This is a genomic window from Kitasatospora sp. DSM 101779, assembly GCF_025655475.1.
Classification (GTDB): Bacteria; Actinomycetota; Actinomycetes; order Streptomycetales; family Streptomycetaceae; genus Kitasatospora.
The window spans coordinates 5,199,822-5,222,398 of the sequence record NZ_JAHTIK010000001.1 but is presented as its reverse complement, the minus strand read 5'-3'; the positions used below and the strand labels follow the sequence as shown (position 1 = coordinate 5,222,398).

Annotated in this window: 23 protein-coding genes and 1 pseudogene; 5 read left to right on the top strand and 19 right to left on the bottom strand. The window is 74.8% G+C overall.

The window, feature by feature from the left end; translation table 11 throughout:
• Positions 1-112: 112 nt before the first annotated feature.
• A complete protein-coding gene (locus KSNIM_RS23820) occupies positions 113-790 on the bottom strand; it encodes an endonuclease V (protein ID WP_263105187.1) in 678 nt (225 codons plus the stop codon).
• A 241-nt stretch (positions 791-1,031) separates the two neighbouring features.
• Between KSNIM_RS23820 and KSNIM_RS23815 the strand changes: the two genes are divergently transcribed.
• The gene (locus KSNIM_RS23815) at positions 1,032-1,319 is read left to right on the top strand and encodes a hypothetical protein (protein ID WP_263105186.1); all 288 of its coding nucleotides are present in this window, start codon (positions 1,032-1,034) and stop codon (positions 1,317-1,319) included.
• 119 nt (positions 1,320-1,438) lie between these two features.
• Here KSNIM_RS23815 and KSNIM_RS23810 read toward each other — a convergent pair whose 3' ends face one another.
• Both KSNIM_RS23810 and KSNIM_RS23805 read right to left on the bottom strand, forming a co-directional pair.
• Complete coding sequence (locus tag KSNIM_RS23810; RefSeq protein ID WP_263105185.1) at positions 1,439-2,143, bottom strand: RDD family protein; 705 nt, start codon at positions 2,141-2,143, stop codon at positions 1,439-1,441.
• Positions 2,144-2,263: 120 nt separating this feature from the next.
• On the bottom strand, positions 2,264-4,258 hold the full coding sequence (locus KSNIM_RS23805; protein ID WP_263105184.1) for an RDD family protein: 1,995 nt from the start codon (positions 4,256-4,258) through the stop codon (positions 2,264-2,266).
• Between the two features lie 211 nt (positions 4,259-4,469).
• Here KSNIM_RS23805 and KSNIM_RS23800 point away from each other — a divergent pair, with 211 nt between their 5' ends.
• Positions 4,470-4,886 carry an SsgA family sporulation/cell division regulator gene (locus tag KSNIM_RS23800; RefSeq protein WP_263105183.1) on the top strand — a complete coding sequence of 139 codons (417 nt, stop codon included), beginning with the start codon at positions 4,470-4,472 and terminating at the stop codon, positions 4,884-4,886.
• 267 nt (positions 4,887-5,153) lie between these two features.
• Here the strand turns inward: KSNIM_RS23800 and KSNIM_RS23795 are convergent, their stop codons facing one another.
• The 4 genes from KSNIM_RS23795 to KSNIM_RS23780 all read right to left on the bottom strand — a co-directional run bounded on the left by KSNIM_RS23795 (position 5,154) and on the right by KSNIM_RS23780 (position 10,767).
• On the bottom strand, positions 5,154-6,599 hold the full coding sequence (locus KSNIM_RS23795; protein ID WP_263105181.1) for a glycosyltransferase 87 family protein: 1,446 nt from the start codon (positions 6,597-6,599) through the stop codon (positions 5,154-5,156).
• Between the two features lie 216 nt (positions 6,600-6,815).
• Positions 6,816-8,345, bottom strand: coding sequence for a cellulose binding domain-containing protein (locus KSNIM_RS23790; protein WP_263105180.1), 1,530 nt, complete (start codon positions 8,343-8,345; stop codon positions 6,816-6,818).
• A gap of 218 nt (positions 8,346-8,563) precedes the next feature.
• Complete coding sequence (locus KSNIM_RS23785; RefSeq protein ID WP_263108082.1) at positions 8,564-9,967, bottom strand: sensor histidine kinase; 1,404 nt, start codon at positions 9,965-9,967, stop codon at positions 8,564-8,566.
• 83 nt (positions 9,968-10,050) lie between these two features.
• Positions 10,051-10,767 (bottom strand): response regulator transcription factor, encoded by a 717-nt coding sequence (locus KSNIM_RS23780; protein WP_263105179.1) that lies wholly within the window; start codon positions 10,765-10,767, stop codon positions 10,051-10,053.
• A gap of 167 nt (positions 10,768-10,934) precedes the next feature.
• Between KSNIM_RS23780 and KSNIM_RS23775 the strand changes: the two genes are divergently transcribed.
• On the top strand, positions 10,935-11,468 hold the full coding sequence (locus KSNIM_RS23775) for a hypothetical protein (protein WP_263105178.1): 534 nt from the start codon (positions 10,935-10,937) through the stop codon (positions 11,466-11,468).
• Here the strand turns inward: KSNIM_RS23775 and KSNIM_RS23770 are convergent.
• Positions 11,422-12,036 carry a VOC family protein gene (locus KSNIM_RS23770; RefSeq protein ID WP_263105177.1) on the bottom strand — a complete coding sequence of 205 codons (615 nt, stop codon included), beginning with the start codon at positions 12,034-12,036 and terminating at the stop codon, positions 11,422-11,424. The genes KSNIM_RS23775 and KSNIM_RS23770 overlap by 47 nt on opposite strands.
• 215 nt (positions 12,037-12,251) lie before the next feature.
• Between KSNIM_RS23770 and KSNIM_RS23765 the strand changes: the two genes are divergently transcribed.
• Entirely contained in the window at positions 12,252-12,734 is a 483-nt protein-coding gene (locus KSNIM_RS23765; protein ID WP_263105176.1) for an Lrp/AsnC family transcriptional regulator, read from the top strand.
• 36 nt (positions 12,735-12,770) lie between these two features.
• On the opposite strand, the gene KSNIM_RS23760 is transcribed toward KSNIM_RS23765, so the two are convergent.
• The 7 genes from KSNIM_RS23760 to KSNIM_RS23730 form a co-directional block, all read right to left on the bottom strand.
• Positions 12,771-13,586 (bottom strand): hypothetical protein, encoded by an 816-nt coding sequence (locus KSNIM_RS23760; RefSeq protein WP_411543764.1) that lies wholly within the window; start codon positions 13,584-13,586, stop codon positions 12,771-12,773.
• 40 nt (positions 13,587-13,626) lie between these two features.
• A complete protein-coding gene (locus tag KSNIM_RS23755) occupies positions 13,627-14,277 on the bottom strand; it encodes an IclR family transcriptional regulator (RefSeq protein WP_263105174.1) in 651 nt (216 codons plus the stop codon).
• Positions 14,278-14,626: 349 nt separating this feature from the next.
• Positions 14,627-15,079: a DUF2752 domain-containing protein gene (locus KSNIM_RS23750; protein ID WP_411543763.1), complete on the bottom strand. Its 453-nt coding sequence runs from the start codon at positions 15,077-15,079 to the stop codon at positions 14,627-14,629.
• A gap of 2 nt (positions 15,080-15,081) precedes the next feature.
• Positions 15,082-15,318, bottom strand: coding sequence for a TM2 domain-containing protein (locus KSNIM_RS23745; protein ID WP_263105173.1), 237 nt, complete (start codon positions 15,316-15,318; stop codon positions 15,082-15,084).
• Positions 15,319-15,526: 208 nt separating this feature from the next.
• The gene (locus tag KSNIM_RS23740; protein WP_263108080.1) at positions 15,527-17,356 is read right to left on the bottom strand and encodes a DEAD/DEAH box helicase; all 1,830 of its coding nucleotides are present in this window, start codon (positions 17,354-17,356) and stop codon (positions 15,527-15,529) included.
• A 135-nt stretch (positions 17,357-17,491) separates the two neighbouring features.
• A complete protein-coding gene (locus KSNIM_RS23735; RefSeq protein WP_263105172.1) occupies positions 17,492-17,878 on the bottom strand; it encodes a type II toxin-antitoxin system death-on-curing family toxin in 387 nt (128 codons plus the stop codon).
• Positions 17,875-18,033: a hypothetical protein gene (locus tag KSNIM_RS23730; protein ID WP_263105171.1), complete on the bottom strand. Its 159-nt coding sequence runs from the start codon at positions 18,031-18,033 to the stop codon at positions 17,875-17,877. Before KSNIM_RS23730 ends, KSNIM_RS23735 begins: the two co-directional genes overlap by 4 nt.
• A gap of 206 nt (positions 18,034-18,239) precedes the next feature.
• Here KSNIM_RS23730 and KSNIM_RS23725 point away from each other — a divergent pair, with 206 nt between their 5' ends.
• A complete protein-coding gene (locus KSNIM_RS23725) occupies positions 18,240-18,677 on the top strand; it encodes an SsgA family sporulation/cell division regulator (RefSeq protein WP_263105170.1) in 438 nt (145 codons plus the stop codon).
• A gap of 18 nt (positions 18,678-18,695) precedes the next feature.
• Here KSNIM_RS23725 and KSNIM_RS23720 read toward each other — a convergent pair.
• The 4 genes and pseudogenes from KSNIM_RS23720 to KSNIM_RS23705 all read right to left on the bottom strand — a co-directional run.
• A pseudogene (locus KSNIM_RS23720) lies at positions 18,696-19,735 on the bottom strand (bifunctional lysylphosphatidylglycerol flippase/synthetase MprF).
• Positions 19,736-19,767: 32 nt separating this feature from the next.
• Complete coding sequence (locus KSNIM_RS23715) at positions 19,768-20,061, bottom strand: hypothetical protein (protein WP_263105169.1); 294 nt, start codon at positions 20,059-20,061, stop codon at positions 19,768-19,770.
• A gap of 19 nt (positions 20,062-20,080) precedes the next feature.
• Positions 20,081-20,638: a class F sortase gene (locus KSNIM_RS23710; protein ID WP_263108079.1), complete on the bottom strand. Its 558-nt coding sequence runs from the start codon at positions 20,636-20,638 to the stop codon at positions 20,081-20,083.
• A gap of 127 nt (positions 20,639-20,765) precedes the next feature.
• The coding region (locus KSNIM_RS23705) for a phosphatidylglycerol lysyltransferase domain-containing protein (RefSeq protein WP_317634051.1) at positions 20,766-22,577 on the bottom strand (1,812 nt) is incomplete at its 5' end.

The window sequence follows — 22,577 nt, the reverse complement described above, 5'->3', positions numbered from 1 at the left end:
TGACCCTTATGTCTAACACATGCCACGTCGGGCCAAAACCAACCCCTCACGGCGCGGGCCGGGCCTCCCGGCTGACCTGCAGTGGCAGCGGGGGCCGCGAACTGGCGCTCCGTCAGGCGACGGCGGCGGCCAGCGCGCGGCGGCAGAGGGAGTCGGCGCGCCGGGTGGTCTCGGGGAGACGGAAGGAGGGGGTGAGGGCGAGGGTGGTCTCCACCGCTTCGGCCAGCCCGATGCGGTGGCCGACGGAGACGAAGACCGGCTTGACCCCCTGCCGGGTGCGGACGGCGCGGCCGACCTCCTCGCCGGCGTCCATCAGCGGCGACCAGGCGCCGCGTTCGGGCCCGGGCGGCAGGTGGGTGAACGTGAACGGGGTCTTGGCGACGCCGATGGTCCGCAGGCCGGTGTGGACACCGAGGTGGCTGGCCAGGCCGAGGCGGCGGGGGTGGGCGAGCCCGTACCCGTCGCAGACCACGAGGTCGGGCTCGTGCTGCAGGCCGGCCAGCGCCTCCAGGACGGCCGGGAGTTCGCGGAAGGCCAGCAGGCCGGGGAGGTAGGGGAAGGCGACCGGGCCGACGGCCGTGAACTCGTCGACGACCTCCAGGGTGTCGTAGTCGAGCAGGACGGCTGCGGCGGCGACGACGTCCCGTTCGTCGTCGTAGGCCACGTCCACGCCCGCCACCAGGGAACCCGCCGCGGGCGCCGGCCCGGTGGCGGACACCAGTGGCCGCAGGCGCTGTTGGACGGCGAGTGCCTCGGCTGCCTCGACCGGCCAGTCGGCGGGAACGCTCACAATCTCCCCCAGGTGTCATGACGGTGTTCCGACGATCACCGTACCGACCGCGGGCGGGCAGGGGCGCAGCGCCGTGGCATCGGGGGCGGTCGGCCGTGAACCTGTGCGCCCCTCATGCCCGGCATATGCGGGATTACGCTGGACGTAGAGGTCCGCCGTGCTGGGTAGACCTCGGATGGACCGCTCCCGAGGTCCTGACGACCGGGCTCCCCCACCGACTCCGCATGAAGGACTGACCGCCATGCCGCGTCCGACTCTCCCTCAGATCTGCACCGGCACCTTCACCGTCGTCGCATCGGCCGTCGCCCTGCTGGCGGTCTCCGGGTCCACGGGCGTGTTCGAGGTCGCGGTGCTGGTGGCCTTCGCCGTGGCGCTGGGGACGCTGGCGACGGCACTGCTGATGACACTCTCCGCCCAGCGACGCCCCGACCACGGCGCACCGAGCCCGGCAGAGCCTGCCCGGGCCGATACCGCCCCGGAGGCGGCGGCCGTACCGGGGCCGCGGCCGGAGTACGCGGGCCGGTCCTGACCAGCGGCCCCACTCCACCTGCTTCCGCGGGCTGCGGCCGGTCCTGACCCCGGCGGCGGCCCGCGGATCGTTCCGTCGCCCCTCCCCGCGCTCCACCGTCCGGCCCGCCCGAGCGGCCGTCAGATCGCCGTGGAGACCACGACCGTCTTCGCGGCCTTGTCGTGGATGCACTGCCGGTACGGCTTGTCGAAGACGCCGAACAGGCCGTCGATCGGCCACCAGAGTCCGCCGCAGCAGATCAGCGCGGGGACGACGAACACCGCGGCCCTGGTCCAGGCGGCCGCCGGACTGGGGACACTGCCGTCGACGAGCATGGCGACCCGCACCTTCATCAGCTTCTTGCCGAGGGTCTGGCCGTCCCGGCTGAGCATCAGGCCGCCGTAGACCAGCCAGAGCAGGTATCCGAGCCAGGTGGCGCCGACCCAGCCGTCCTGCTTGCCGAAGCTGGCGAACGGGACCACCAGCGCCACCGCGACCGCCTCGACCAGGACGAAGTCCACCAGCGCGGCGACGATCCGGTTGGGCCAGGTGCCGAGCGGCGGCATGCCGGGCACCGGGCCGGCACCGGGCGCCGTACCGGGGGTCGGTGGCGGTGCCGCGCCACGGCCGGGGCCCGCCCCGAAGCCGGGCGGCGGGGCACCGTAGGTCCCCGTGTACTCGCCGGGGGCGTCGTACGGACTCCCCGCCGGGGGCGGGGGCGGCGGGGGCGCGCCGTACGGGTCGGACGGCGCACCGGACGGCGTGCCCTCCTGCGGGGGCTGCTTGTCGAAGGAGGGCTTGCCGCCCCCTTCCGGCTCCTGGCCTGAGGGGTCATTGGTGCTCATGCACCGAGTAGAACATCGGGGATGCTACGAAATCGGCATATTCGGTACGTTTTGACGGGGTTGCCGAGTGCCCGGCACCCCCGCGTTCGCGCCGACGGCGCGCCGGGCGGCGACCTCCGATCAGCCCTTCACGACGCGGGTGGCGGCCGCGCGGTCCTGCCAGCCGCGGCGGGTCCGCCGGTCGAACAACGGCCACAGCAGACCGATCGGCATCAGTACGGACAGCTGCCTGACGACCCATCGCACCAGCGACCGGCCGAAGGAGGGCGGCGCGCCCCGCCCGCTGCCCGCACCGCGGACGGCGACCACCCGGATCCGCACGAGCCGCTTGCCGAAGGTCTGGCCGGTCCGGGTCGTCGGCAGCACCTCGTACAGCACGCCGAACACCACGAGGACGCCGATCAGGACGCCCACCTTGCCCAGGACGACGCCGTCGACCAGCCACACCCGCACCTCGTGACCGGCCAGTGCGGAGGCCGTCCGCGCCTGGTCGAGCTTCTCCCGGACGTGCGCGACGGCCGCCGTGCCGAGCGGCACCCCGGCGGCCGCCGCCACCACCAGGACCAGCAGGGAGTCCACGATGCGCGCGGCCAGTCGGCGGCCGAGCCCGGCCGACTGCAGCGGAACCGGCTTCGGAACCGCCTTGCGCGCCGCCGCAGCCGGACGCTGCCCGGCCGCGGTCTGCTGGGACGGACGCTGCCCGGGCGAGACCTGCTCGGCCGGACGCCGGCCCGGCGCGGGCCGGTCGGCGGCTCGCGCCCCGGTCTGCTCCGCAGGTCGGGCCTCCGGAACACGGGAGGCCGCAGGTCGGGCAGCCGCCGGACGGGCACCTGCAGGCCGGGCAGCTGCCGGCCGGGTGGGTGCGGGCCGGGCGGTCGCCGAACGGGCTGCCTCGGGCCGGTGCACCGTGGCAGACGTCTCCGGGGACACCCGCTCCTGGTGCCCGTCCGGTTCGGGGGCCGCATGGGGCTGCTCGCCGGACTCCGGCTCCGACCGCTCCGCGGGGGGCGCCGCCGGAGCAGGCTCGCCCGTCTCGGCCGTCTCGGCCGTCTCGGCCGCCGCGGGCACGGCGGACTCGGCCCCGACCGTCGACCCGGGCGCCGGCTCGACCCTCGGCTCGCCCGCCGGCGCGGCCTCGAGCGTCGGCAGCGTCTCCGGCTCCTCCACCACCGGCGGCTCGGGAACCGTCGCATGCACCTCGGCCGCCCGGGCTTCGGGAGCGGCCGTCGCGGCGGCCGGGACAGGTGCCTTCTGCAGCGTGTGCACGGCCCGGACGGGGGCCGGCGCCGGGAAGGACGGGGGCGCCGCCACATGGTCCACGCCGGCGGCAGCGGCGTCCGCCTCGGCTCCGGTCGGCAGGACGCCCCACGACACCCAGCGCGGGGCCGCGCCCGTCTCCAGCAGGCCGTGCTGTGCCCCCGGGTCGGCCTGCCATCCGGAGCCGCCCGACCGGGCCGCGGGGATCCGCTCCTCCGACTCCTCCGCCGTGGGCGGCTGCTCCGCCGGGGGCAGCGCCTCGGACGGCACCGAGCGGGCGGGCGGTACCGCGAACGGCGAGGGCACCAGTGCCGGCGGGACGGGGCGCAGCGCGGGCTGCTCGGCCCGCAGCGGCTCGACGTCCGCGCGGGGGCGCAGTTCGACCTCGGCGTGGGCGGCCATCACGAACGAGGCCCCGGCGGACGTCTCGTCGAAGTACACCGGGCCGGTCTGGGTGTCCGAGGCCGAGAGCGGCGGGGACGGCCAGTCCGGCAGCGACGGCGTCGCGGGTGTCGGCACCCCTGCCTCGCCGGGCGCGGCCGGTACGGCAGCGGCGGAGGGCCCGGGGCCGGCCGGCGGCGGCACGGGCGCCTGCGGGACGGGGGCGTGCGGCCTCGGAGCCTGCGGGACGGCGGTCGGCGGGGCGGTGGTCGGCGGGGCGAGCGGCGGGGTCTGCCGGCTGACGATGCGCGGCGGCTCCAGGACCTCGCCCTCGGCGGGCGCGGGGCGGGTGGTGCCGGGGACCCACCCGGTGCCACCCCAGTAACGGACGAAACCCGGGATGGACGGGTCCGGGTAGTAGCCCGGCATGGGGCCGACGGCGGTGTCCGCGGCGCCGCCGTTGGGTCGGTCCGTCATGCGGTTCTTCTTTCGTGGCAGCGCCGAGGGCGCTTGGAGCGCAGGCGGACAGTCGCCAGGCAGTCACAAAGGGTAGTACTTCCGTCCCGCCCTTCCCGTGGGTTCTCGGGAAAAACACTCCTTCCCGAACCGGTGTAAGAGCGCGCGGGCTGGTCGCTCTCCTCTTCCGAGGGGCCGAACGGCGGCCCGGTCGAGCGGAGAGGATCCGGCCATGGAGCAGACCCCGAGCGTGGTGGAACTGGAACTGGACGTGGAGCTGGTGCTGTCGCCGGAGCGCAGCGTGCCGCTTCCGGCCCGGCTGTCGTACGGCAGCCACGACCCGCTGGCGGTGCACGCGACCTTCCACCTCGACACGGGCAACCCGGTGACCTGGGTGTTCGCGCGGGAGCTGCTGGTGGAGGGGACGTTCCGGCCGTGCGGGCAGGGCGACGTGCGGATCTGGCCGAAGCGGTCGGGGCGGCGCGGGGTGCTGTGCGTGGCGCTGAGCTCCCCGGCCGGGGACGCGCTGCTGGAGGCGCCGCTGGCACCGGTGGCGGGGTGGCTGGAGCGGGCGCACCGGCTGGTTCCGCCGGGCGGCGAGCTGGCGGCGCTGGACATGGACCACTGCCTGGCCGAGCTGCTGGCGTGAACGGTGGGCGCGGGCGGCCCCACGGCCGAGTGAACGGCCCACCGGCCGCCGGGCTTCACGCCCGGGTGAACGGGCCCGGCGGCTCCCCCGTGAGCCGCCGCCGATCGGACGGGAGGACCGCGCCGGCCCGGACGGCCACGGCACGCCGCGGGGGCATGCCGAAGCCGCACGGGCCGGCCCGGCCGCAGCCACCGGCGCGCGTGGGAGCACCTCTAGTCTCCCCGCGCCCCTGAATCGACCACTGGGCACTTTGAGGACGCGCTCTAGCTAGGCCCGGACGCGTCCCTCGGAGCGGCGGCCCTCCGAGCGGCGGCCGTCGGCCCAGGAGCCGGGGCGCTGTTCGGGCAGTCGCAGCAGCGGCTCACCGGCGGCGCGGCGGCGCGCCGCGACCCGGGCGGCGGCGACGGCCAGGAAGCCGACGCCGGCCAGCGGGTAGACCGCGGCGGGGGCCTGGGCGAGCGGCGCGAGGTGCAGGTCGAGGTCGCCCTTGTGCGGGACGACCCACATGGCGAAGGAGAGGAAGGCGAGCAGCGTGGCGCCGAGGATCGGCCGCCACCGCAGCCGCCGGACGGTGGCGGGCCGGGAGCGTTCGTGGGCGGCCTCGGCGGCGAGCAGGACGAGCACCGGCACGCACCAGACCCAGTGGTGGGTCCAGCTGATCGGCGAGATGAGCACGGCGGTGACCGCGGCGCAGCAGATGCCCCAGGCCTCGCCGCGGGGCAGCCAGCGGGCGCTGCGGTGGGCCCAGGCGGCAGTGGCGAGGCCGGCGACGGCGACGGTGGCGCCGGCGAGGGTGGCCAGGGTGCCGGGGTCGGCGGTGTGCAGCAGGCGGGCGACGGCGCCGCGGACGGACTGGTTGTCGACGATCTCGGTCTTGCCGACCCGGCTGGAGTCGTAGAGGTACTTCGTCCAGAAGCCCCAGGTGGCGTTGGGCAGCAGCAGGGTGCCGAGGGCGACGGTGCCGAGGAAGGTGAGGCCGGCGGTGAGGGAGGACCGGACCCGTCCGGTGATCATCAGGTAGACGGCGAAGAGGCCGGGCGTGAGCTTGATGCCGGCGGCGATGCCGATGGCGACGCCCTTGGGGAGGCGGCGCAGCAGTCCTGCGGCGGGCTTCCCGTCGGGGCGGTTGAGGTCCCAGAGGATCAGGCAGGCCAGGACGAGGTTGATCTGGCCGTAGCGCAGGGTCGTGAAGACCGGTTCGAGCCAGACGCCGAGGCCGGTGACCAGCAGGATGCCGATCGGGCGCAGTTCCCGACGGGGCCAGCCGACGAGTTCGAAGGAGAGGTGGGCGAGCACGCCGAGCAGGACGACGTTGCCTGCGGTGACGGCGACCCGCAGGACGCCGATGCCGAACCAGGTGGTCGGCACGAAGAGCATCGCGGCGAACGGCGGATAGGTGGCGGGCAGGTTCCACTCGGTGACCCGCAGCGCGTAGAGGTCCTGGCCGTGGGCGACGGCGGCGCCCTCCGCCCGGTAGACGATCATGTCGACCATCGAGGTGCCGACGAAGTGCCGGACGGTGGCGTAGGCGAGCAGCGAGACCACGGCGAGGGCGGCGGCCGCGGTGAGCGGGCCGCGCGGGGCCTCGCGCAGCGCCTGCAGCGGGGCCCGGAGCAGGGCGGGGAGCTGCTGCCGTCCGGTGTCCGGGGTGGGTGGGGACTGCCGTTCGGGCTGTCGGCCGGCCGTCCGGTCGGCCTCTCGCACCGCTGTCACGTTCTGCTCCGTCCGCCGGTGAACCAGCTAGCGACACTACCCGACGTGTCCCGCGGACTCCCAGGCCACGACGGCGGACGGCCGCCGCTCCGCAGGTCGGAGCGGCGGCCGGGCACGGGCGCGGCGGCGCCCTCCGGCCCCGTGCTCCGGAGGGTGCCGCCGTGTTCCGCGGCCTGCATGCGGGCGGACGGGCGCCGCGCGCGGTCGCGGGGTCGGTCAGCCGGTGTAGGCGCCGAAGGCGCGGGTGAAGGCGAGCGGCTGCTGGTCGATGCTGCTGCAGGTGGCGTCGGCGAAGGCCTTGGCACCGCCGGGGCAGGCCTTGTCACGGGTGCCGGACCACATGGCCAGCCAGGCGAGGTGCTTGGTCTTGGCGAACTCGGCCAGCTGGGTGGCGTCGGCCACGGTGAAGACCTCGCTGGCGACGTCGTTGACGCCGATCATCGGGGTGACGGCGGTCTTGGCCCACGCGGCGCTGTCGGAGAGGCCGAGGACGCTCTTGATCTGGGCCTGGGTGGCGGTGGCGGCGTCGATGGCGTACTTGCCCATCCGGCCCTGCGGGTTGGGGGCGGCGCCGTCGCCGTAGTCCATCGCCATGATGTTGACCGCGCCGACCTGCACGCCGTTGTCCTTGGCGTTGGCGACCAGGTTGATGCCGTCCTGGGTCAGGCCGCTGGGCAGGGCGGGCAGCGTGAAGGAGACGTCCAGGGCCTTGCCCTTGCCGGCGGCGGTGCGCTGGAGCTGGGCGATCGCCTGGGCGCGCCGGGTGTTGGCGGCGGTGTTGGCGAGTGCGCCGCCCTCGACGTCGAAGTCGACCTTGGTGAGGCCGTACGCGTCGACGGCCTTCTGGTAGGCGGTGGCGAGCTCGCCGGCGGAGGAGCAGGCGGTGGCGAGTTCGCTGCCGTTGGCGCCGCCGAAGGAGACCCTGACGTCGCCGCCGGCCGCGCGGAGCGCGCCGATCTGGGCGGCCACCGCGTCGGTGGTGAGGTCGCTGACGCCGCCCCACTTCGGGGTGCAGCCGCCGCCGGAGACGACGAAGGCGAGGGTGTACTGCTTCACGCCGGTGGCCTTGGCGGTGCCGACCAGGTCGAAGGCCGGGTAGAGCGAGGTGTCGACGTAGGGGGCGAAGCGGCCGCCGCCGGGGGTGCCGGTGCTGGTGGGGGTCGGCGAGGCGGTGGTCTTCGTCGCGGTGGGGGTCGGGGTGGCGGTCGGCTTGGGGGTGCTGCCGGTGGGGCTGGTGCTCGGCTTCGGGGTGGCGGTGGTGGGCCGGCCGGAGGGGGTGGGCGCGGGGCCGGTGCCCGTGCTGCAGGAGACGTCGTTGATCAGGCAGTGGCCGGGTTCGGCCTGGGCGCCGCCGGAGCCCTGGACGACGAAGCCGACGTCGACGGTGCGGCCGGGCTCGATCCGCTTGTTCCAGGACTCGGGCTTCACGGTGACGTGCTGGCCGGAGGCGGTGTAGCTGGCGTTCCACAGCGAGGAGATCTTGGCGCCGGCCGGCAGGTCGAAGCTGAGCGTCCAGCCGTCGATCGCGGCGGAGGTGGTGTTGCTGACGACGTACTGGCCGGTGTAGCCGCTGTCCCAGGTGCTGGTGCGGCTGTACACGGCGCCGAGCGAGGCGGCGCTGGCGGACGAGGCGAGGGCCGCCACGCCGCCCGCGACGATCACGGTGGCGATCGCGGAGGCTCCGAGGACGGCGCCCTTGCGGCTGCGACGGCGGTGGCCCTGGCGTCGGACGGGCTGGCTCGGCATGGTCGGGTACCTCCGCTGAGAGGGGTCGGACCGGGCCCTGACCGACCCGGCGCCGCCGACGCTACCGGCCCGTAAACCCGGTGAATCCGCTGCTCAGGAAGGGGTGAGCCTCTCTTAGGGAGCTCTTAAGGCCGGTGGTGCCGGACCGGCCCGCCCGCCCGCCGTCCCACTGCTCGCCCCCGCCGCCCCGGCGCAGGCCGTCCCGCTGCCGGCTGCCGCTACTCGACCCCGGCGGTGCGGCGGCGGCCGGGCCGCACCCGCCGCCGCCGGCCGGCGCGCGGGGTGTCGCCGGACGGGCGGGTCTGCAGGCGCAGCCGGATCTCGGCGCCGCCGAGGCCGGCGGAGCGTCCGAGGGCGAGGTCGCCGCCGGTGGCCTCGGTGAGCTTGCGGACGATGTCCAGGCCGAGGCCGGTGGAGCCCTCGCCGCCGTGTCCGGCGCCGCGTTCGATGGCGGCCTCGGGGTCGGTGAAGCCCGGTCCGGCGTCGCCGACCAGCACGATGACGGAGCTCTCGGTGGCCAGCACGTCGACGGAGAAGGCGGTGCCCATCGCGGTGTGCCGGAAGACGTTGCCGAGCAGGGCGTCGACGGCGGCGGCGAGGTCGCCGCGCTGCACCGGGACGTGGACGGGTGCGTCGGCGCCGGCGAGCTGCCAGGGCCGGCCCTCGTCCTCGGCGAGCGCGGACCAGAAGCCGACCCGTTCGCGGATCACCTCGGCGGCGTCGCAGCCGAGTTGGACGGCGGGCGTCTCGTCGCGGCCGCGCCGGGCGGAGCGGATGATCTGGTCGACCTCGCGTTCCAGCTGGGCGACGGCGTGCCGGGTGGCGTCGGCGGCGTCGCCGCTGCCGAGCGAGGCGGCGTTGAGCCGCAGCACGGTGAGCGGGGTGCGCAGCCGGTGCGAGAGGTCGGCGGCGAGTTCGCGTTCGGCGGCGAGCAGGTGGACGACCCGGTCGGCCATGGCGTTGAAGGCGTGGCCGGCCTCGCGGAGTTCCTCGGGGGCGCCCTTGGCGCGGTCGCCGTCGACGGGCACCCGGACGGCGAGGTTGCCGGCGCCGAGCGAGCGGGCCGCGCCGGCGAGGCGGCGGGCCGAGCCGACGATCCGGGCGCCGAGCCGGTCGGCGACCAGTACGGCGATCGCGACCAGGGCCAGGGCGACGAGCGACAGCACCAGCCAGGCGGTGCCGACGCCGCGGCTGAGGTCGGCCTCGGCGACGTACACCTCGACGACGGCGATCCGGCCGCCCTCGACGGCGACCGGCTGGAGGAGTGCGAAGCCGCCGGCGACGTGGACGGTGAAGGCGCGTCCGCTGCCGTCGCTGCGGTCCCCGCCGGCGGTGGCGAGGTCGGCGGCGGCGGCCCGGCCCTCGCCGACGATGCCGCCGGAGGGCAGGTGGACGGCGATCCGGTCGTGCGCGCCGGCGTCGGTGGAGGCGACGGCGCGGGCGATCGGGTCCTGGTCGGTGGTGATGGCGAGGGCCGGGCCGAGGGCCGCGGCCTGCCGTTCGGCGGCGGTGAAGGCGCGGTCGCTCGCGGTCTGCTGGACCATCAGCCCGAGCGGGATGAGGAAGGCCAGCGCGACCATCGTGGTGCCGGCGACGGCGGCCTTGACGAGGGCCCAGCGCAGCGAGCGGGTGAAGCGGGGTCTCGTGGCGGGGGCGGTGTCCGCGGCCGTGGCGTCCCCGCCGGTCGGCCCGGTGCCGGGGGGTGTCATGTCAGGCGGCCCACCGGGTCGGCGACCGATCCGCTCGGGGCCTCCAGCCGGACACCGACGCCGCGGACGGTGTGCAGGTAGCGGGGCCGGGAGGCGGTCTCGCCGAGCTTGCGGCGCAGCCAGGACAGGTGGACGTCGATGGTCTGGTCGCCGCCGTAGGTCTGGCGCCAGACCTCGGCGAGTATCTCCTTGCGCGGCACGACGACGCCGGGCCGGGCGGCGAGGAAGGAGAGCAGGTCGAACTCGCGGCGGGTCAGGTCGAGCGGCCGGCCGTCGAGTGCGGCCTCGCGGCGCTGCACGTCGATGGCGAGTCCGCCGACCCGGAGCACCTGCGGGGCGGGGGCGCTGCCGACGCCGAGGCGGCGCAGCACGGCCGCCATCCGGGCCGTCAGGTGCTCGGGGGAGAACGGCTTGACGAGGTAGTCGTCGGCGCCGGCGTTGAGCAGGCGGACGATCTCGGCCTCGTCGTCGCGGGCGGTGGAGATGATGACGGGCACGTTGGTGAGGCCGCGGATCATCTTGAGCGCCTCGCTGCCGTCGAGGTCGGGCAGACCGAGGTCGAGGATGACCAGGTCGCAGCCGACCTGGGCGACCTCGCGCAGTGCCTCCAACGCGGTGCCGACGCTGCGCACCGCGTGGCCGGTCTCGGCGAGGTGTCGGATCAGCGCGGAGCGTACGAAGGGGTCGTCCTCGACCACGAGCACTGTTGCCATGGCCCTGCACGGTACGGCATGGGGCCCCCATTGGTCTGTACCTCGGGCGTTATGCGTTGATTGCCCGTGCTCCGGCGCGGACGTTTCACAGCGTTGCCGCAACCTTTCACAGGATTGCCGGGCCCGGGGCGCTGCGGCCGCTCCGGATGCGGCAGGATGTGCGGACGATGCGGAGCGGACTGGTACAGATCGGCGCCTGGGCGGTCGCCACCGGAGCGGCGGTGGCGCTGTCCTGGTACGGCGTGCACACGGTGCTGACCGAGGCGGGTTTCGAGCGGCCGCAGGCGGTGCCGCTGCCGTCGGCGACCACGCAGGCGGCGGCGAGCCTGCCGCCGGCGGCCTCGGCGACGGACTCGGGGTCGACCGCGCCGGCCGACCCCTCGCCCTCCGCGTCCTCGGCACCGCCCTCGCCGTCGGTGGCGCCGACCCTGCCGAGTCCGATCCGGTCGGCCTCGCCGACGGTGAAGTCGGCCTCGCCGTCCTCGGTGCGCAGTTACCTGGTGCCGGGCGGCCGGGTGGCGCTGGACATCCACCCGGACCGGGCGGAGCTGGTCTCGGCGACCCCGGACGCGGGCTGGCAGGTGCAGGTCTGGAACGGCGACCACTGGATGCGGATCGATTTCTCCAAGGACGACAAGGCCAATTCGGTGTTCGTCACCTGGAACGGCCATCCGCCGGACGTCCAGACCGTCGTCCGCTGACGCCCTGTCCGTCGGGCTGTCCCGGTGTCCGCAGCGCGGCCGGCGGGGCGACGTAGCCGGGGAGATAGGGGCCGGTGTAGCCGGTCCGGTCGACCAGGGTGTGGCGGACGGGTCCGCCGGTGCCGATGGCGGCGAGCACCACCGTGCCGTGGCGGTCGCTCAGTTCGTAGGGTTCGGTGACGGCCAGGGCGCCGCGGTCGACGGCGTAGTCGAAGGCCCAGTGCACGTCGGGCACCCGCAGCGCGACCTCCAGGACGCCTTCGCCGTGGTCGGCCAGGTGGCGGGCGAGCCGGCCGCGGGCGCCGGTGGCCGAGCTGAGCACCCAGCGGGCGCCACCGGCCTCCAGGACGTAGGAGCACAGGTGGGGGTTGCCGGTCTCCGGTCCGGTGTAGGCGGTGCAGTGCATGCCGAGGGCGTCGCGGTAGTGGTGGGCGGCCCGGCGGGCGTCGCGGACGGCGAGGACGAGGGCGTCGGTGGCGGCGACCGGGCCCGCCCCGGGGGGCGGCGGCGCCTCGGGCGAGGCGCAGGGGCGGGCGGCGTAGCGGGCGTTGGCGGTGTGCGCGGTCATGGCGAAGCCTCCCCGGGTCGCCCCGGGGACGGTTCGGGGGCGGAGCGGCCGCCCGCCGGGGTGTGCAGGAGGGTGACGTGGCTCCCCCGGGCGCGCAACTGTTCCGTTTCCTCCTGGGCAAGGTGCCCCGGCGGGCCGGAGAATGGCCGCACCCACTGGACAGATTGCCCACCGGGACGACCGACCGTCGGCCCGGGCCGGCGGACGGAGCGGTTGTGCACTCACCCAACGACGCGATCGACGCACTCGACGGAAAGCTGATCAGGCTGCTGAGCGAGGAGCCGCGGATCGGTGTGCTGGAGTGCTCCCGGCGGCTGCAGGTGGCGCGCGGCACGGTGCAGGCCCGGCTGGACCGGCTGCAGGCGCGCGGGGTGATCGGCGGTTTCGGCCCGCAGGTGGATCCGGCGGCGCTCGGCTACCCGGTGACGGCCTTCGCGACGCTGGAGATCTCGCAGGGTCAGGGCAGTGACGTGCGGGCCCATCTGGCGGCGGTGCCGGAGGTGCTGGAGCTGCACACGATCACCGGGCAGGGCGACATGCTGGTGCGGATCGTCGCGCGGTCGAACGCGGACCTGCAGCGGGTGATCGACCGGGTGGTGGGCTTCGACGGGATCGTCCGGGCGTCCACCGCGATCGCGCTGGAGAACCCGGTGCCGTACCGGATCCTGCCGCTGGTGGAGCAGGCCGCCCGGGAGTGAACCGGGGCGGCCCGGAACGGCCGGTCCGGTGCGGTGTCAGCAGCTGGGCACGGAGCCGCCGCTGTCGAGGGCGTCGAGCGCGGCGACGGCGGAGGCGAGGGTGGCCACCGGGACCAGCCGCAGGCCCTGCGGGGTGTCGACCTGGGCGTCGGAGCACTCCGAGGCGGGGACGAGGAAGACGGTGGCGCCGTCCCGGGCGGCGGCGCGGGTCTTGAGGGCGACGCCGCCGACGGCGCCGATCACGCCCTGGTCGTCGATGGTGCCGGTGCCGGCCACCACGCGGCCGCCGGTGAGGTCGCCGCCGCGGCCGTTCCCGGCGATCTTGTCGATGATGCCGAGGCTGAGCATCTGGCCGGCGCTGGGCCCGCCGATGTCGCCGAGGTCGATCTTCACGGTGACCTGGGAGGGCGACAGGTGGAGGTAGGAGAGCGCGGCCGTGGTGGCGCTGTCCTGCGACTCGGCCATCTGCTGGGCGGTCTCCTGCTCGGCCTTGCCGGGGTTGTCCTCGGGGTAGACGGCCTCGGTCGGCAGTACCGCCTCGTCCGGGCGGATCCAGGCCCGCAGGGCGTCACGAAAGCTGATCTTCTCGCCGGCGTTGGTGGCGGAGATGGTGGTGGCGAGCAGCTTGCCGCCGGTGGTCCGCACGGGGGTGCCGGTGACGGTGATGACCGGCACCCCGTTGTAGCTGCCGAGGGTGTCCGCGGTGACGCCGGGCTGGGTGAGCGTGAACGGCAGCGGCACGAACGCCGTGACCCCGAACAGCGCGAGCACCAGGGCGGTGCACAGCGTCAGGGCGCGGGTCTTGGGGGCGGTCAGGGCCGTGGGCAGCTTCGCAGGAGACACATCCCGCATCGAACCACACCGGCGGGGCGGCCGGCCCCGCGGAGCGGGGTCAGCGCAGCGCGTCGGCGACCTCGGTGGCCGCCTCGACGACGCGCGGGCCGACCCGCTCGGGCACGAGGCCGTTCAGCATGACGACGCCGACGCTGCCCTCGATGCCGCTGAGGCCGACCAGGGCGGCCGCGGCGCCGCTGGCACCGGACTGCTCCTCCGCGCGGGTGATCACGAAGCCCTGGTCGGGGCGGCGCTGGTTCGGGAAGCCGCGCGCCTCCAGGATGGCGCGGCCGGCGGCGCTCTCGTCGAGCGGGTGGCGCAGGCCCGTCCGGTAGGCGACGTGGAAGTCCGTCCAGCTGGGCTCGACCACGGCGACGGCGAGCGCCTCGTTGCCGTCCACCAGGGTGAGGTGGGCGGTGGCGCCGAGGTCCTCGGCGAGGCTGCGCAGGGCCGGCAGGGCGGCCTCGCGGAGCAGCGGGTGGACGCGGTGGGCGAGGCGCAGCACGCCGAGGCCGACTCTGGCGCGGCCGCCGATGTCGCGGCGGACGAGGCCGTGCTGTTCCAGGGTGGCCAGCAGCCGGTAGACCACGGTGCGGTTGACGGCGAGCCGGGCGGCGAGCTCGGTCACGGTCAGGCCGCGCTCGGAGTCGGCGAGGAGCTTGAGGACCCGGACACCGCGGTCCAGGGTTTGGGAGGTTTCGGCAGTCACGACGCGCAAGTCCTTTCCGCGGCGGGCACCGGCGCCGGCGTGGGGCTCGGGCCGGGACGGAGGTGTCACGCGCAGGTGGGTGTCCGCGCTGGAGCAGCTGGCTCGGCGCCATCGACGAGGGCACAGCTCCGCGGTGCTCTTCTCGGGGTGGGGGTGGTCCTTCGAGCGAGCGTGGGGAGAAGGTAGTGAACTCTGCGCGCGCTGCGGAAGTAGTTGTCCAAAATTCGGTCATCATCGACGCAAAGTCGAGACACAAATACGGACATTAAGCCCACATTTCAGGCCCGGAATGGCGCATGCGTTCGATATCTGACCGGACTCCGGACACGGCCGCCCCCGGCCGGGGCGTTCAGAGCAGGTTCCGGCCGACCGTCCAGAGCGCCGCCGCGGCCAGCAGGGCGGCGACGGTGCGGGGGCCGAGGCGCAGCCGCCAGGTGCGGCCGGCCAGGCCGTGCCGCAGCCGGACGAGGTACCAGGCGGCGACGAAGGGCAGTGCGAGCAGCAGGGCGGCGTTGTCGTGCCAGGCCGCGGGCAGGTCGCCGTGCAGCAGGTCCCAGGCCATCCGGGTGCCGCCGCAGCCGGGGCACTGCAGGCCGGTGAGGCGGTGGAAGGGGCAGAAGGGCAGGGCCTGCCCGGGCAGGTGGGGGTCGCGGGTGTAGAGGTACCCGGCTCCGGCGAGGCCGGCCGCGAGCAGGCCGAGCGGTCCGGCCGCCGGGTGCCGCAGGGCCGTGGCGCGACGACGGACACCCCCGTCCCCGCGGTGCGCGGGGCGGGGGTGCTGCCGGGTCCGGGCCGGACGCACGGTCAGGCGCGCAGCTTGCGGCCCTGGGCGTCGGTGCGGGTGTCGCTGACCAGGAAGATGATGCCGTCGATCAGGGCCCAGAAGCCGAGACCGCCGCAGGTGAGCAGCTGGGCGACACCCATGCCGACGTGGCCGGTGTAGAAGCGGCCGATGCCGAAGCCGCCGAGGAAGATCTGCAGGAGGCCTGCGACGACCTTGGACTTGTCGGACAGCTCGGGGTTGTGGGCGGTGTACGCCACGGGTGACTCCTCGTTCGATGCACGGCCGGCCCGCCGTGTGGGACGGCTGGGTCTCGGCATGTGGGACGGGGTGCCGGTCCGCCACCTCGTGGAGGTTCGTACCGGCACCGGGCACGCGGAAGATTAACGGATCATGTGACCGCATGTCTCCACACTTTCTTTGCCAATTCGGGAGACTCGCCCGAACCCCCGTCACCCCGAGGGGGCGTCAGCCCTTCGCCCACTCCCGGATCCGCGCGATCCGCGCGGTCAGCTGGTTCGCCGTGGCCTGCGCGGTCAGCGGCCCGCCGCACTGCCGGCGCAGCTCGTTGTGGATGGTGCCGTGCGGCTGGTTGGTGCGGTGGTGCCACGCGGCGACCAGCGCGTTCAGCTCCTTGCGCAGCTCGCGCAGCTCCTGATGGGTCACCACCGGCCGCTGCTCGGCGGGCAGTTCGATCAGGTCGGCCTCCTCGGCCGGCTTGGCCTTGGAGCGCTGGATCTGCCGGTGCTGGCGCTTCTGCAGCAGCATCTGCACCTGGTCCGGCTCCAGCAGCCCCGGGATGCCGAGGTAGTCCTCCTCCTCCTCGCTGCCCGGGTGCGCCTGCATGCCGAACTCCATGGCGTTGTACAGCACCCGGTCGAAGACCGCGTCGCTGCCCAACGCCTCGTAGGAGAACTCCTCGCCGCCCGTGTCCGGCCCGTCGTTGGCCTTCTCCGCCTCGGCGAGCAGCCGGTCCTCCTCGTCGAAGAGGCCGTCGCCCTCCTTCTTCGGCCGGTCGAGGACGTGGTCGCGCTGCAGCTCCATCTCGTTGGCGAAGCCCAGCAGCATCGGGATGGTCGGCAGGAAGACCGAGGCCGTCTCGCCGCGCTTGCGGGCACGCACGAAGCGGCCGACGGCCTGGGCGAAGAACAGCGGCGTGGAGATCGAGGTGGCGTACACGCCGACGCACAGCCGGGGCACGTCGACGCCCTCGGACACCATGCGGACGGCCACCATCCAGCGCGAGGTGCCTTCCGAGTAGTCGGAGATCCGCTTGGAGGCCTCCGCCTCGTCGGAGAGGACGAGGGTGACCTTCTCGCCGCTGATCTCGCGCAGCATCTTGGCGTAGGCGCGGGCCACGTTCTGATCGGTCGCGATGACCAGGCCGCCGGCGTCCGGGATCGCCTTGCGGACCTCGGTGAGCCGCCGGTCGGCGGCCTGCAGCACGCTCGGGATCCACTCGCCCTGCGGCGAGAGCGCGGTGCGCCAGGCCTGGGCGATCAGGTCCTTGGTCATCGGCTCGCCGAGGCGGGCCTCCAGCTCGTCGCCGGCCTTGGTGCGCCAGCGCATGTTACCGCTGTACGAGAGGAAGATCACCGGGCGGACGACGTGGTCGGCCAGCGCGTGCCCGTAGCCGTAGGTGTAGTCGGCGACCGATTTGCGCAGACCGCCGGAGTCCGGCTCGTACTGGACGAACGGGATCGGGTTGGTGTCCGAGCGGAACGGCGTACCGGTGAGCGCGAGCCGCCGGGTGGCGGGCTCGAAGGCCTCGAAGCAGGCCTCTCCCCAGGACTTCGAGTCACCGGCGTGGTGGATCTCGTCCATGATGACGAGGGTCTTACGGGCCTCCGTGCGGTTGCGGTGCAGCATCGGGTTGACCCCGACGCCCGCGTACGTGACCACGATGCCCTGGTAATCCTTGGAGAGCGGACCCGAGGAGTAGGCCGGGTCGAGCCGGATGCCTATCCGGGCCGCGGCCTCCGCCCACTGCTTCTTCAGGTGCTCGGTCGGTGCGACGACCGTCACCTGCTGCACCAGGTGGTTGTGCAGCAGGTAGGAGGCGAGGGTGAGGGCGAAGGTGGTCTTGCCTGCGCCCGGGGTGGCGACCGCCAGGAAGTCGCGCGGCTGCTTCTCGATGTACGTGTCGAGCGCACCCTGCTGCCAGGCCCGGAGCTTGCCGGCCGTGCCCCAGGGGGCACGGCCGGGGAAGGCCGGCGACAGGTGGTGCGAGGCGTTCGACGTGCCGGCCGGGCGGACGGGCGCGTGCGGCGAGGCAACGTCGGAGAACAGCGGCGACATCGGGGAGGCGGCGGCGGTACTCACGGGCTCCGGAGGGGATCGTCGCAGGTCAGGGCGGTCTTCACGGCCCCAGCCCGCTGTCGGGCGGTGGTCGGACAACCAGCCCAGCCTACCGGCCCGCGCCGGTTCGCCCGGTCAGGCTCGACCGTCGTGCAGCGCCCGCAGCCGCTCCGCGATCACCCCGACATCGGTGACCCGGCCGGCCGCCACGGCCACCACCAGGTCGTACGCCGCGTCCTGGTCGACCCCGGCCATGTCGGCGCCCGCCAGGTCCAGCAGGACGACCGCGCCCATCCAGGCGGTCCGCTTGTTGCCGTCCACCAGGGGATGGTTCGAGGCCACCGCGTGCAGCAGCGCGGCGGCCTTCTCGAAGGTGCCCGGGTAGACCTCCACCCCGAACATCCCGGCGGACGGCCGGTGCGCGGCGGAGTCCAGCAGGCCGGGCTCGCGCAGTTCTGCCGGGCGGCCCCCACAGGCGAAGACGGCGAGCTCCAGCAGCTCGGCGCTCTCCAGGCGGTTCACTCCCCCAGCCTCCTCAGCAGCTCGGCGTGGCACTCGGCGTACTTGGCGCCGAGGCGGCGGATCTCGGCGCGGCGTTCCCGCCCGGACTCCCGGTCCTGCGCGCTCTCCTGCTCCCGGCGGTCCCCGGCCCGCTCCACGGCGGTCTGCTCCGTCATGGCCGGGACGCTACCGGTGGCGCGCCCGTCCCGGTACCGGGTTTCGGGGACGGCGGTGACCGGGCTCACACCGCTGTCCGGGTAAGGGCAGACCCCTCCCCCGCTCTCCCCTCCCGACCGGCCGCACCCCGGCCGTCACAGAATCCACACACGTCACACGTTCCGCCCGCGAACTTCGGGGCAGGACGACACCGGGAGGAACCGCCATGACAGCTGCGCCCATCGTCGTCGAACAGGTCGTCCAGGCCCGCCTCTTCGTCACCACCCACCGCACCGCCGTGCTGCGGGTCGCCCTGCGCTACCGGTCGGACGACCCGCTGGCCGTCCGGATGGCGTTCCCCGCCGAGTTCTCCCTGGACGGCACGCCGCTGCCCGAGGCCCCGCCGGAGGTCGAGTGGGTCTTCGCCCGGTGGCTGCTGGCCGCCGGCCTGGACGCGCCGAGCGGCATCGGCGACGTGCACCTGCGGCCGGCCGCGTCCGGGCGCACCATGCTGGAGCTGCGCTCCGCCGAGGGCGTGGCCCTGCTCCAGTTCGACGGCGCCCAGCTGCGGCACTTCCTCGCGGAGACCCACCTCGCGGTGCCGGAGGGCGACGAGGCGCTGCTGCTCGACGCCGACCGGGCCCTCGCCGAGCTCCTCGGCTGAGGGCGGCCCCGGGCGGCCTCAGGCGGACAGCTTGCGCATCAGCCGCACCCCCTGCCCCGGGGTCATGTGCGGCAGGTAGGCCTTGCCGATCGCCCGGGTGATCGCGGGCAGCGCCGCCGGGTCCGGGTAGACCATGTACATGGGCCGGTACTCGGGCTGGAACTTCGCCTTGAAGGCGAGCAGCGAGCGGAAGCCGTAGACCGGCTCCAGGACCTTGCCCATCCAGTCGAGCATCCGCTGCAGCGCGCTCTGCGGCTCGCCGCGGTCCGCACGGGCCAGCGGCGCCCCGGAGAGGCTGAGGAACCGCGCGCCCTCCTCCTTGAAGCCGAGCGCGGCCGAGGCGATCAGGAACTCCATCACCCCGCGGAACCCTTCGGAGCGGCGGCGCATGAAGTCCAGCGTCCAGCCGACCGGCTGCCCGCCCTCGTAGACCGGCATCCAGCTGGTCAGCCCGTGCACCGTGCGGTCGCCGTCCACCGCGACGAGCATCCGCACCGCCGGGTCGTCGAGCTCGGCCAGCCCGCCCAGGGTGAAGCCCATCTCGGGCAGGCCCTTGTCGGAGACCCACTCCTCGGAGATCGAGCGGATCTGGTCGCGGATGCCGATCGGCGCCTCCCGGTAGGTCCACCACTCGGCGGTGATGCCCTGCTTGCCGGCCTTGTTCAGCGAGGTCCGGATGACTGCCACTTCTTGCCGGTGAAGGCGAGGTCGGGCAACGGCACCACGGTGTCCTCGGCGACCTGCAGCGAGCGCCAGCCGAGCTGCTCGGCGGCCTGCTGCGCGTCCGCGGAGACGCTGTAGAAGCAGGGCGTCCAGCCCCGGGTGTCGCAGTAGCGGGCGAAGCCCGCGACCGCCCGCCGCCGGGCCCCCGGCTCGCCGAACGGGTCCCCGGTGGTGAGCGCCACGGTGGCGATCACCCGGTACGGCACCGCGGCCCGCCCGCCCCCGTCGAACCAGTAGTGGTTGCCGTCCCAGGTGGAGATGAAGGAGAGCGTGGAGCCGCCGTACTCGGTGAGCAGCGCGCGGGCCAGGGCCGCGTCCTCGGCGTCGGCGTGCACCACCGGGCGGCGGAAGGCCACCAGCAGCGCGGTCAGCGCCACCGCCCAGAACACCAGGCCCACCGCGATCTCCAGGGCCTGCGCACCGCCGCCGGCGGCGACCGGCCGGTCCGGCAGCAGCAGGTGTTGACGGTGAGGGCGGTCAGTACGCCGGCGACAGCCGCGGCGAGCACGGCGGCGGGCAGCCGGAGCGGCCACCAGCGGGGTGCCGGCACCAGGACGAGCAGCAGCAGCGCGGCGCTGCCGGCGACCAGCAGGGTGCAGGGGACGACGCCGGTGGTGATCGGCCAGTCGAGCGGGTTCCAGGAGGCGAGGCTGCGGTCCACGGTCTGCTCCCCGTGCCGGTCAGGCCGCGGCGGCGCGGACGAGGTGGGCGTAGACGACGACGTTGCCGTCGTAGCCGTGCTGCCGGGTGAACCCGCCGCCGCAGGTGATCAGCCGCAGCTGGGCGTTGGGCGCGGCGGCGTAGACCTTCCGGTCGGGGAACTCCGCCTTCGGGTAGACCTCGACGCCGTCGACGGCGAAGTACGCGGTGGTGCGGTCGGCCCGGGCGATCTCCACCTGGTCGCCGCGGTGCAGGGTGCCGAGCCGGTAGAAGACGGCCGGGCCGTCCGCGGTGTCGACGTGGCCGGCCAGCACGGCGGTGCCGCTCTCGCCGGGGGCGGTGCCGGCCGCGTACCAGCCGGCCAGGTTGTCGTCGTCCTCGGGCGGCGGCTGCAGCCGGCCGTCGCCGTCGAGGGCGAGGCCGGTGACGGGGGCGTCGACGCCGGCGCCGCGGATCCGGATGCGGGTCGGCGCGGCGCGGGGCATCGGCGGGGCGACGACGATCGGCAGTCCGAGGGCGTCGACACCCTGTTCGGCGGTGGGCAGCGGGGGCAGGATGCGGCCGCCGCCGTGCAGCATCCAGGCGCCGAGCACCAGGGCGGCGCCGGCCGCCAGCGTGCCCGGCCAGGGGCTCCTGCGCTGTCCGCCCAACCCGTGCTCCCGTCCGTCGGCCCGCCCTGCGCGGCCCGTCTCAAGTGAAGGGCCGTCAGCCGCCGGGAGCATCCGCCGCTGCCCCGCCCGGGTGAGGGTCGGGCCGGCGGCGGCGCACGGCGGGCATCCGCGGACGGGTGATGAAGCCCTCGGCCACCGCGTTGGCCAGGCCGATCGCGAACAGCTCGGTGGACTTCTCGTAGAGCAGGTAGCGGGGCTGCCAGTCGGGGCGGTACTTGGCGTTGGCCCGGTACAGCGACTCCAGCTGCCACCAGCGGGAGAGGAAGCGCAGCACGGCCCGCCACAGCCGCAGCACCGGCCCGGCGCCGAGCCGGCCGCCCTCCTCGAAGACGGCCCGGAACATGGCGAAGTTCAGCGAGACCCGGGCGACCTGCAGCTCGCCGGCGGCGCCGCGGAGCAGCAGCTCGGTGACCATGAACTCGACCAGGCCGTTGTCGGACTCCCGGTCACGGCGCATCAGGTCGAGGGAGAGTCCGTGCTCGCCCCAGGGGACGAAGCTGAGCAGGGCGCAGGTGCGGTCGTTCTCGTCCCGGCACTCGATCATCAGGCAGTCGCCGTCGGCGGGGTCGCCGAGCCGGCCGAGCGCCATCGAGAAGCCGCGTTCGGTGCGGCCGTGCCGCCAGGCGTCTGCGAGCCGGATCAGGTCGGCCATGTCGCCGTCGGGGATGTCGCGGTGGTAGCGGACGACGGCGCGGTACCCGGCCTTGCGGACCCGGCCGTGCGCCTGCCGCAGCGGGCGCATGGCGCGGCCCTCCAGGGTGAAGCCGGCGGTCTCGACGACCGCCTCGTCGCCGAACTCCAGGGCGCGCAGCCCGGCGACCCGGGTGTAGGCGGTGGCGGCGGTCTCCCCGGCGCCGGTGACGGCCGGGATCCAGCCCTGCTCGCGCAGGTGGCGGTGCCAGACCTCGATCGCCTGCGGCCAGGCCTCCGGGTCGCCGATCGGGTCGCCGGAGGCGAGGGCGACGCCGTTGACCACCCGGTGCAGCACGGCGGCCTTGCCGGACGGGGACCAGCAGACCGCCTTGTCGGGGCGGAGCGCGAAGTAGCCGAGCGAGTCGCGGGCGCCGTGCCGGGCGAGCAGGTCGCGCAGTCGCTGCTCGTCCTCGGGCTGCTGCTCGACGTGCCCGCGCGGGGAGCGGAACAGCACCCGCAGGGAGATCAGCAGCAGGGCGGCGCCGAACAGGTTGATCCCGAGGTCGACCCAGCCGGGCACGTCCACGTCGGCGACCTGGACGACTCCGGAGAGGGTGAGCAGCCGCAGCAGCACGTACAGCGAGGCGTCGCCCCAGTCGGGCGGGGTGTCGGGGTAGGTGGCCCGGACGACGGCGGCGCCGAGCACGGTGAGCAGGGCCCCGCCGGCCACCAGGACGACGGCGGCCAGCACCACGTTGCCTCGGGTGCCGCGGGCGGTGAAGACGGGCCGGCCGATCAGCAGGGCGGCGAGCAGGGCCACGGTGATCAGGGCGGAGATCCAGTTGAAGGGGTGTTCGCTGTAGTCGACGTAGGCGAGTGCCCAGGCGAACAGCGCGGTGTAGATCGCCACCAGCACGGTGGTGACCGTCCAGGCGGCCCGCTTGCGGCGGCGGAGCATCACGGCGAGCAGCCCGGCGAAGAGCGCGCCGGTGAAGCCGGAGGCGACCAGGACGGGGGTGAAGAAGTCCCCGCGGTTGGCCCGTTGGACCTGTTGGCGGAAGGGCTCGATGAGTCCGGCGACCAGGTTGAGCAGCGCGACCACCCGGACGTACCACTCGGCGCCGGTGGCGAAGCGGCGGCGCCAGGCGGGCACCGGCGGCGCGGGCCGGCGCCCGGCGGCGGGGGCGCCGGCGGGTGCGGGTGCCTTGCCGTG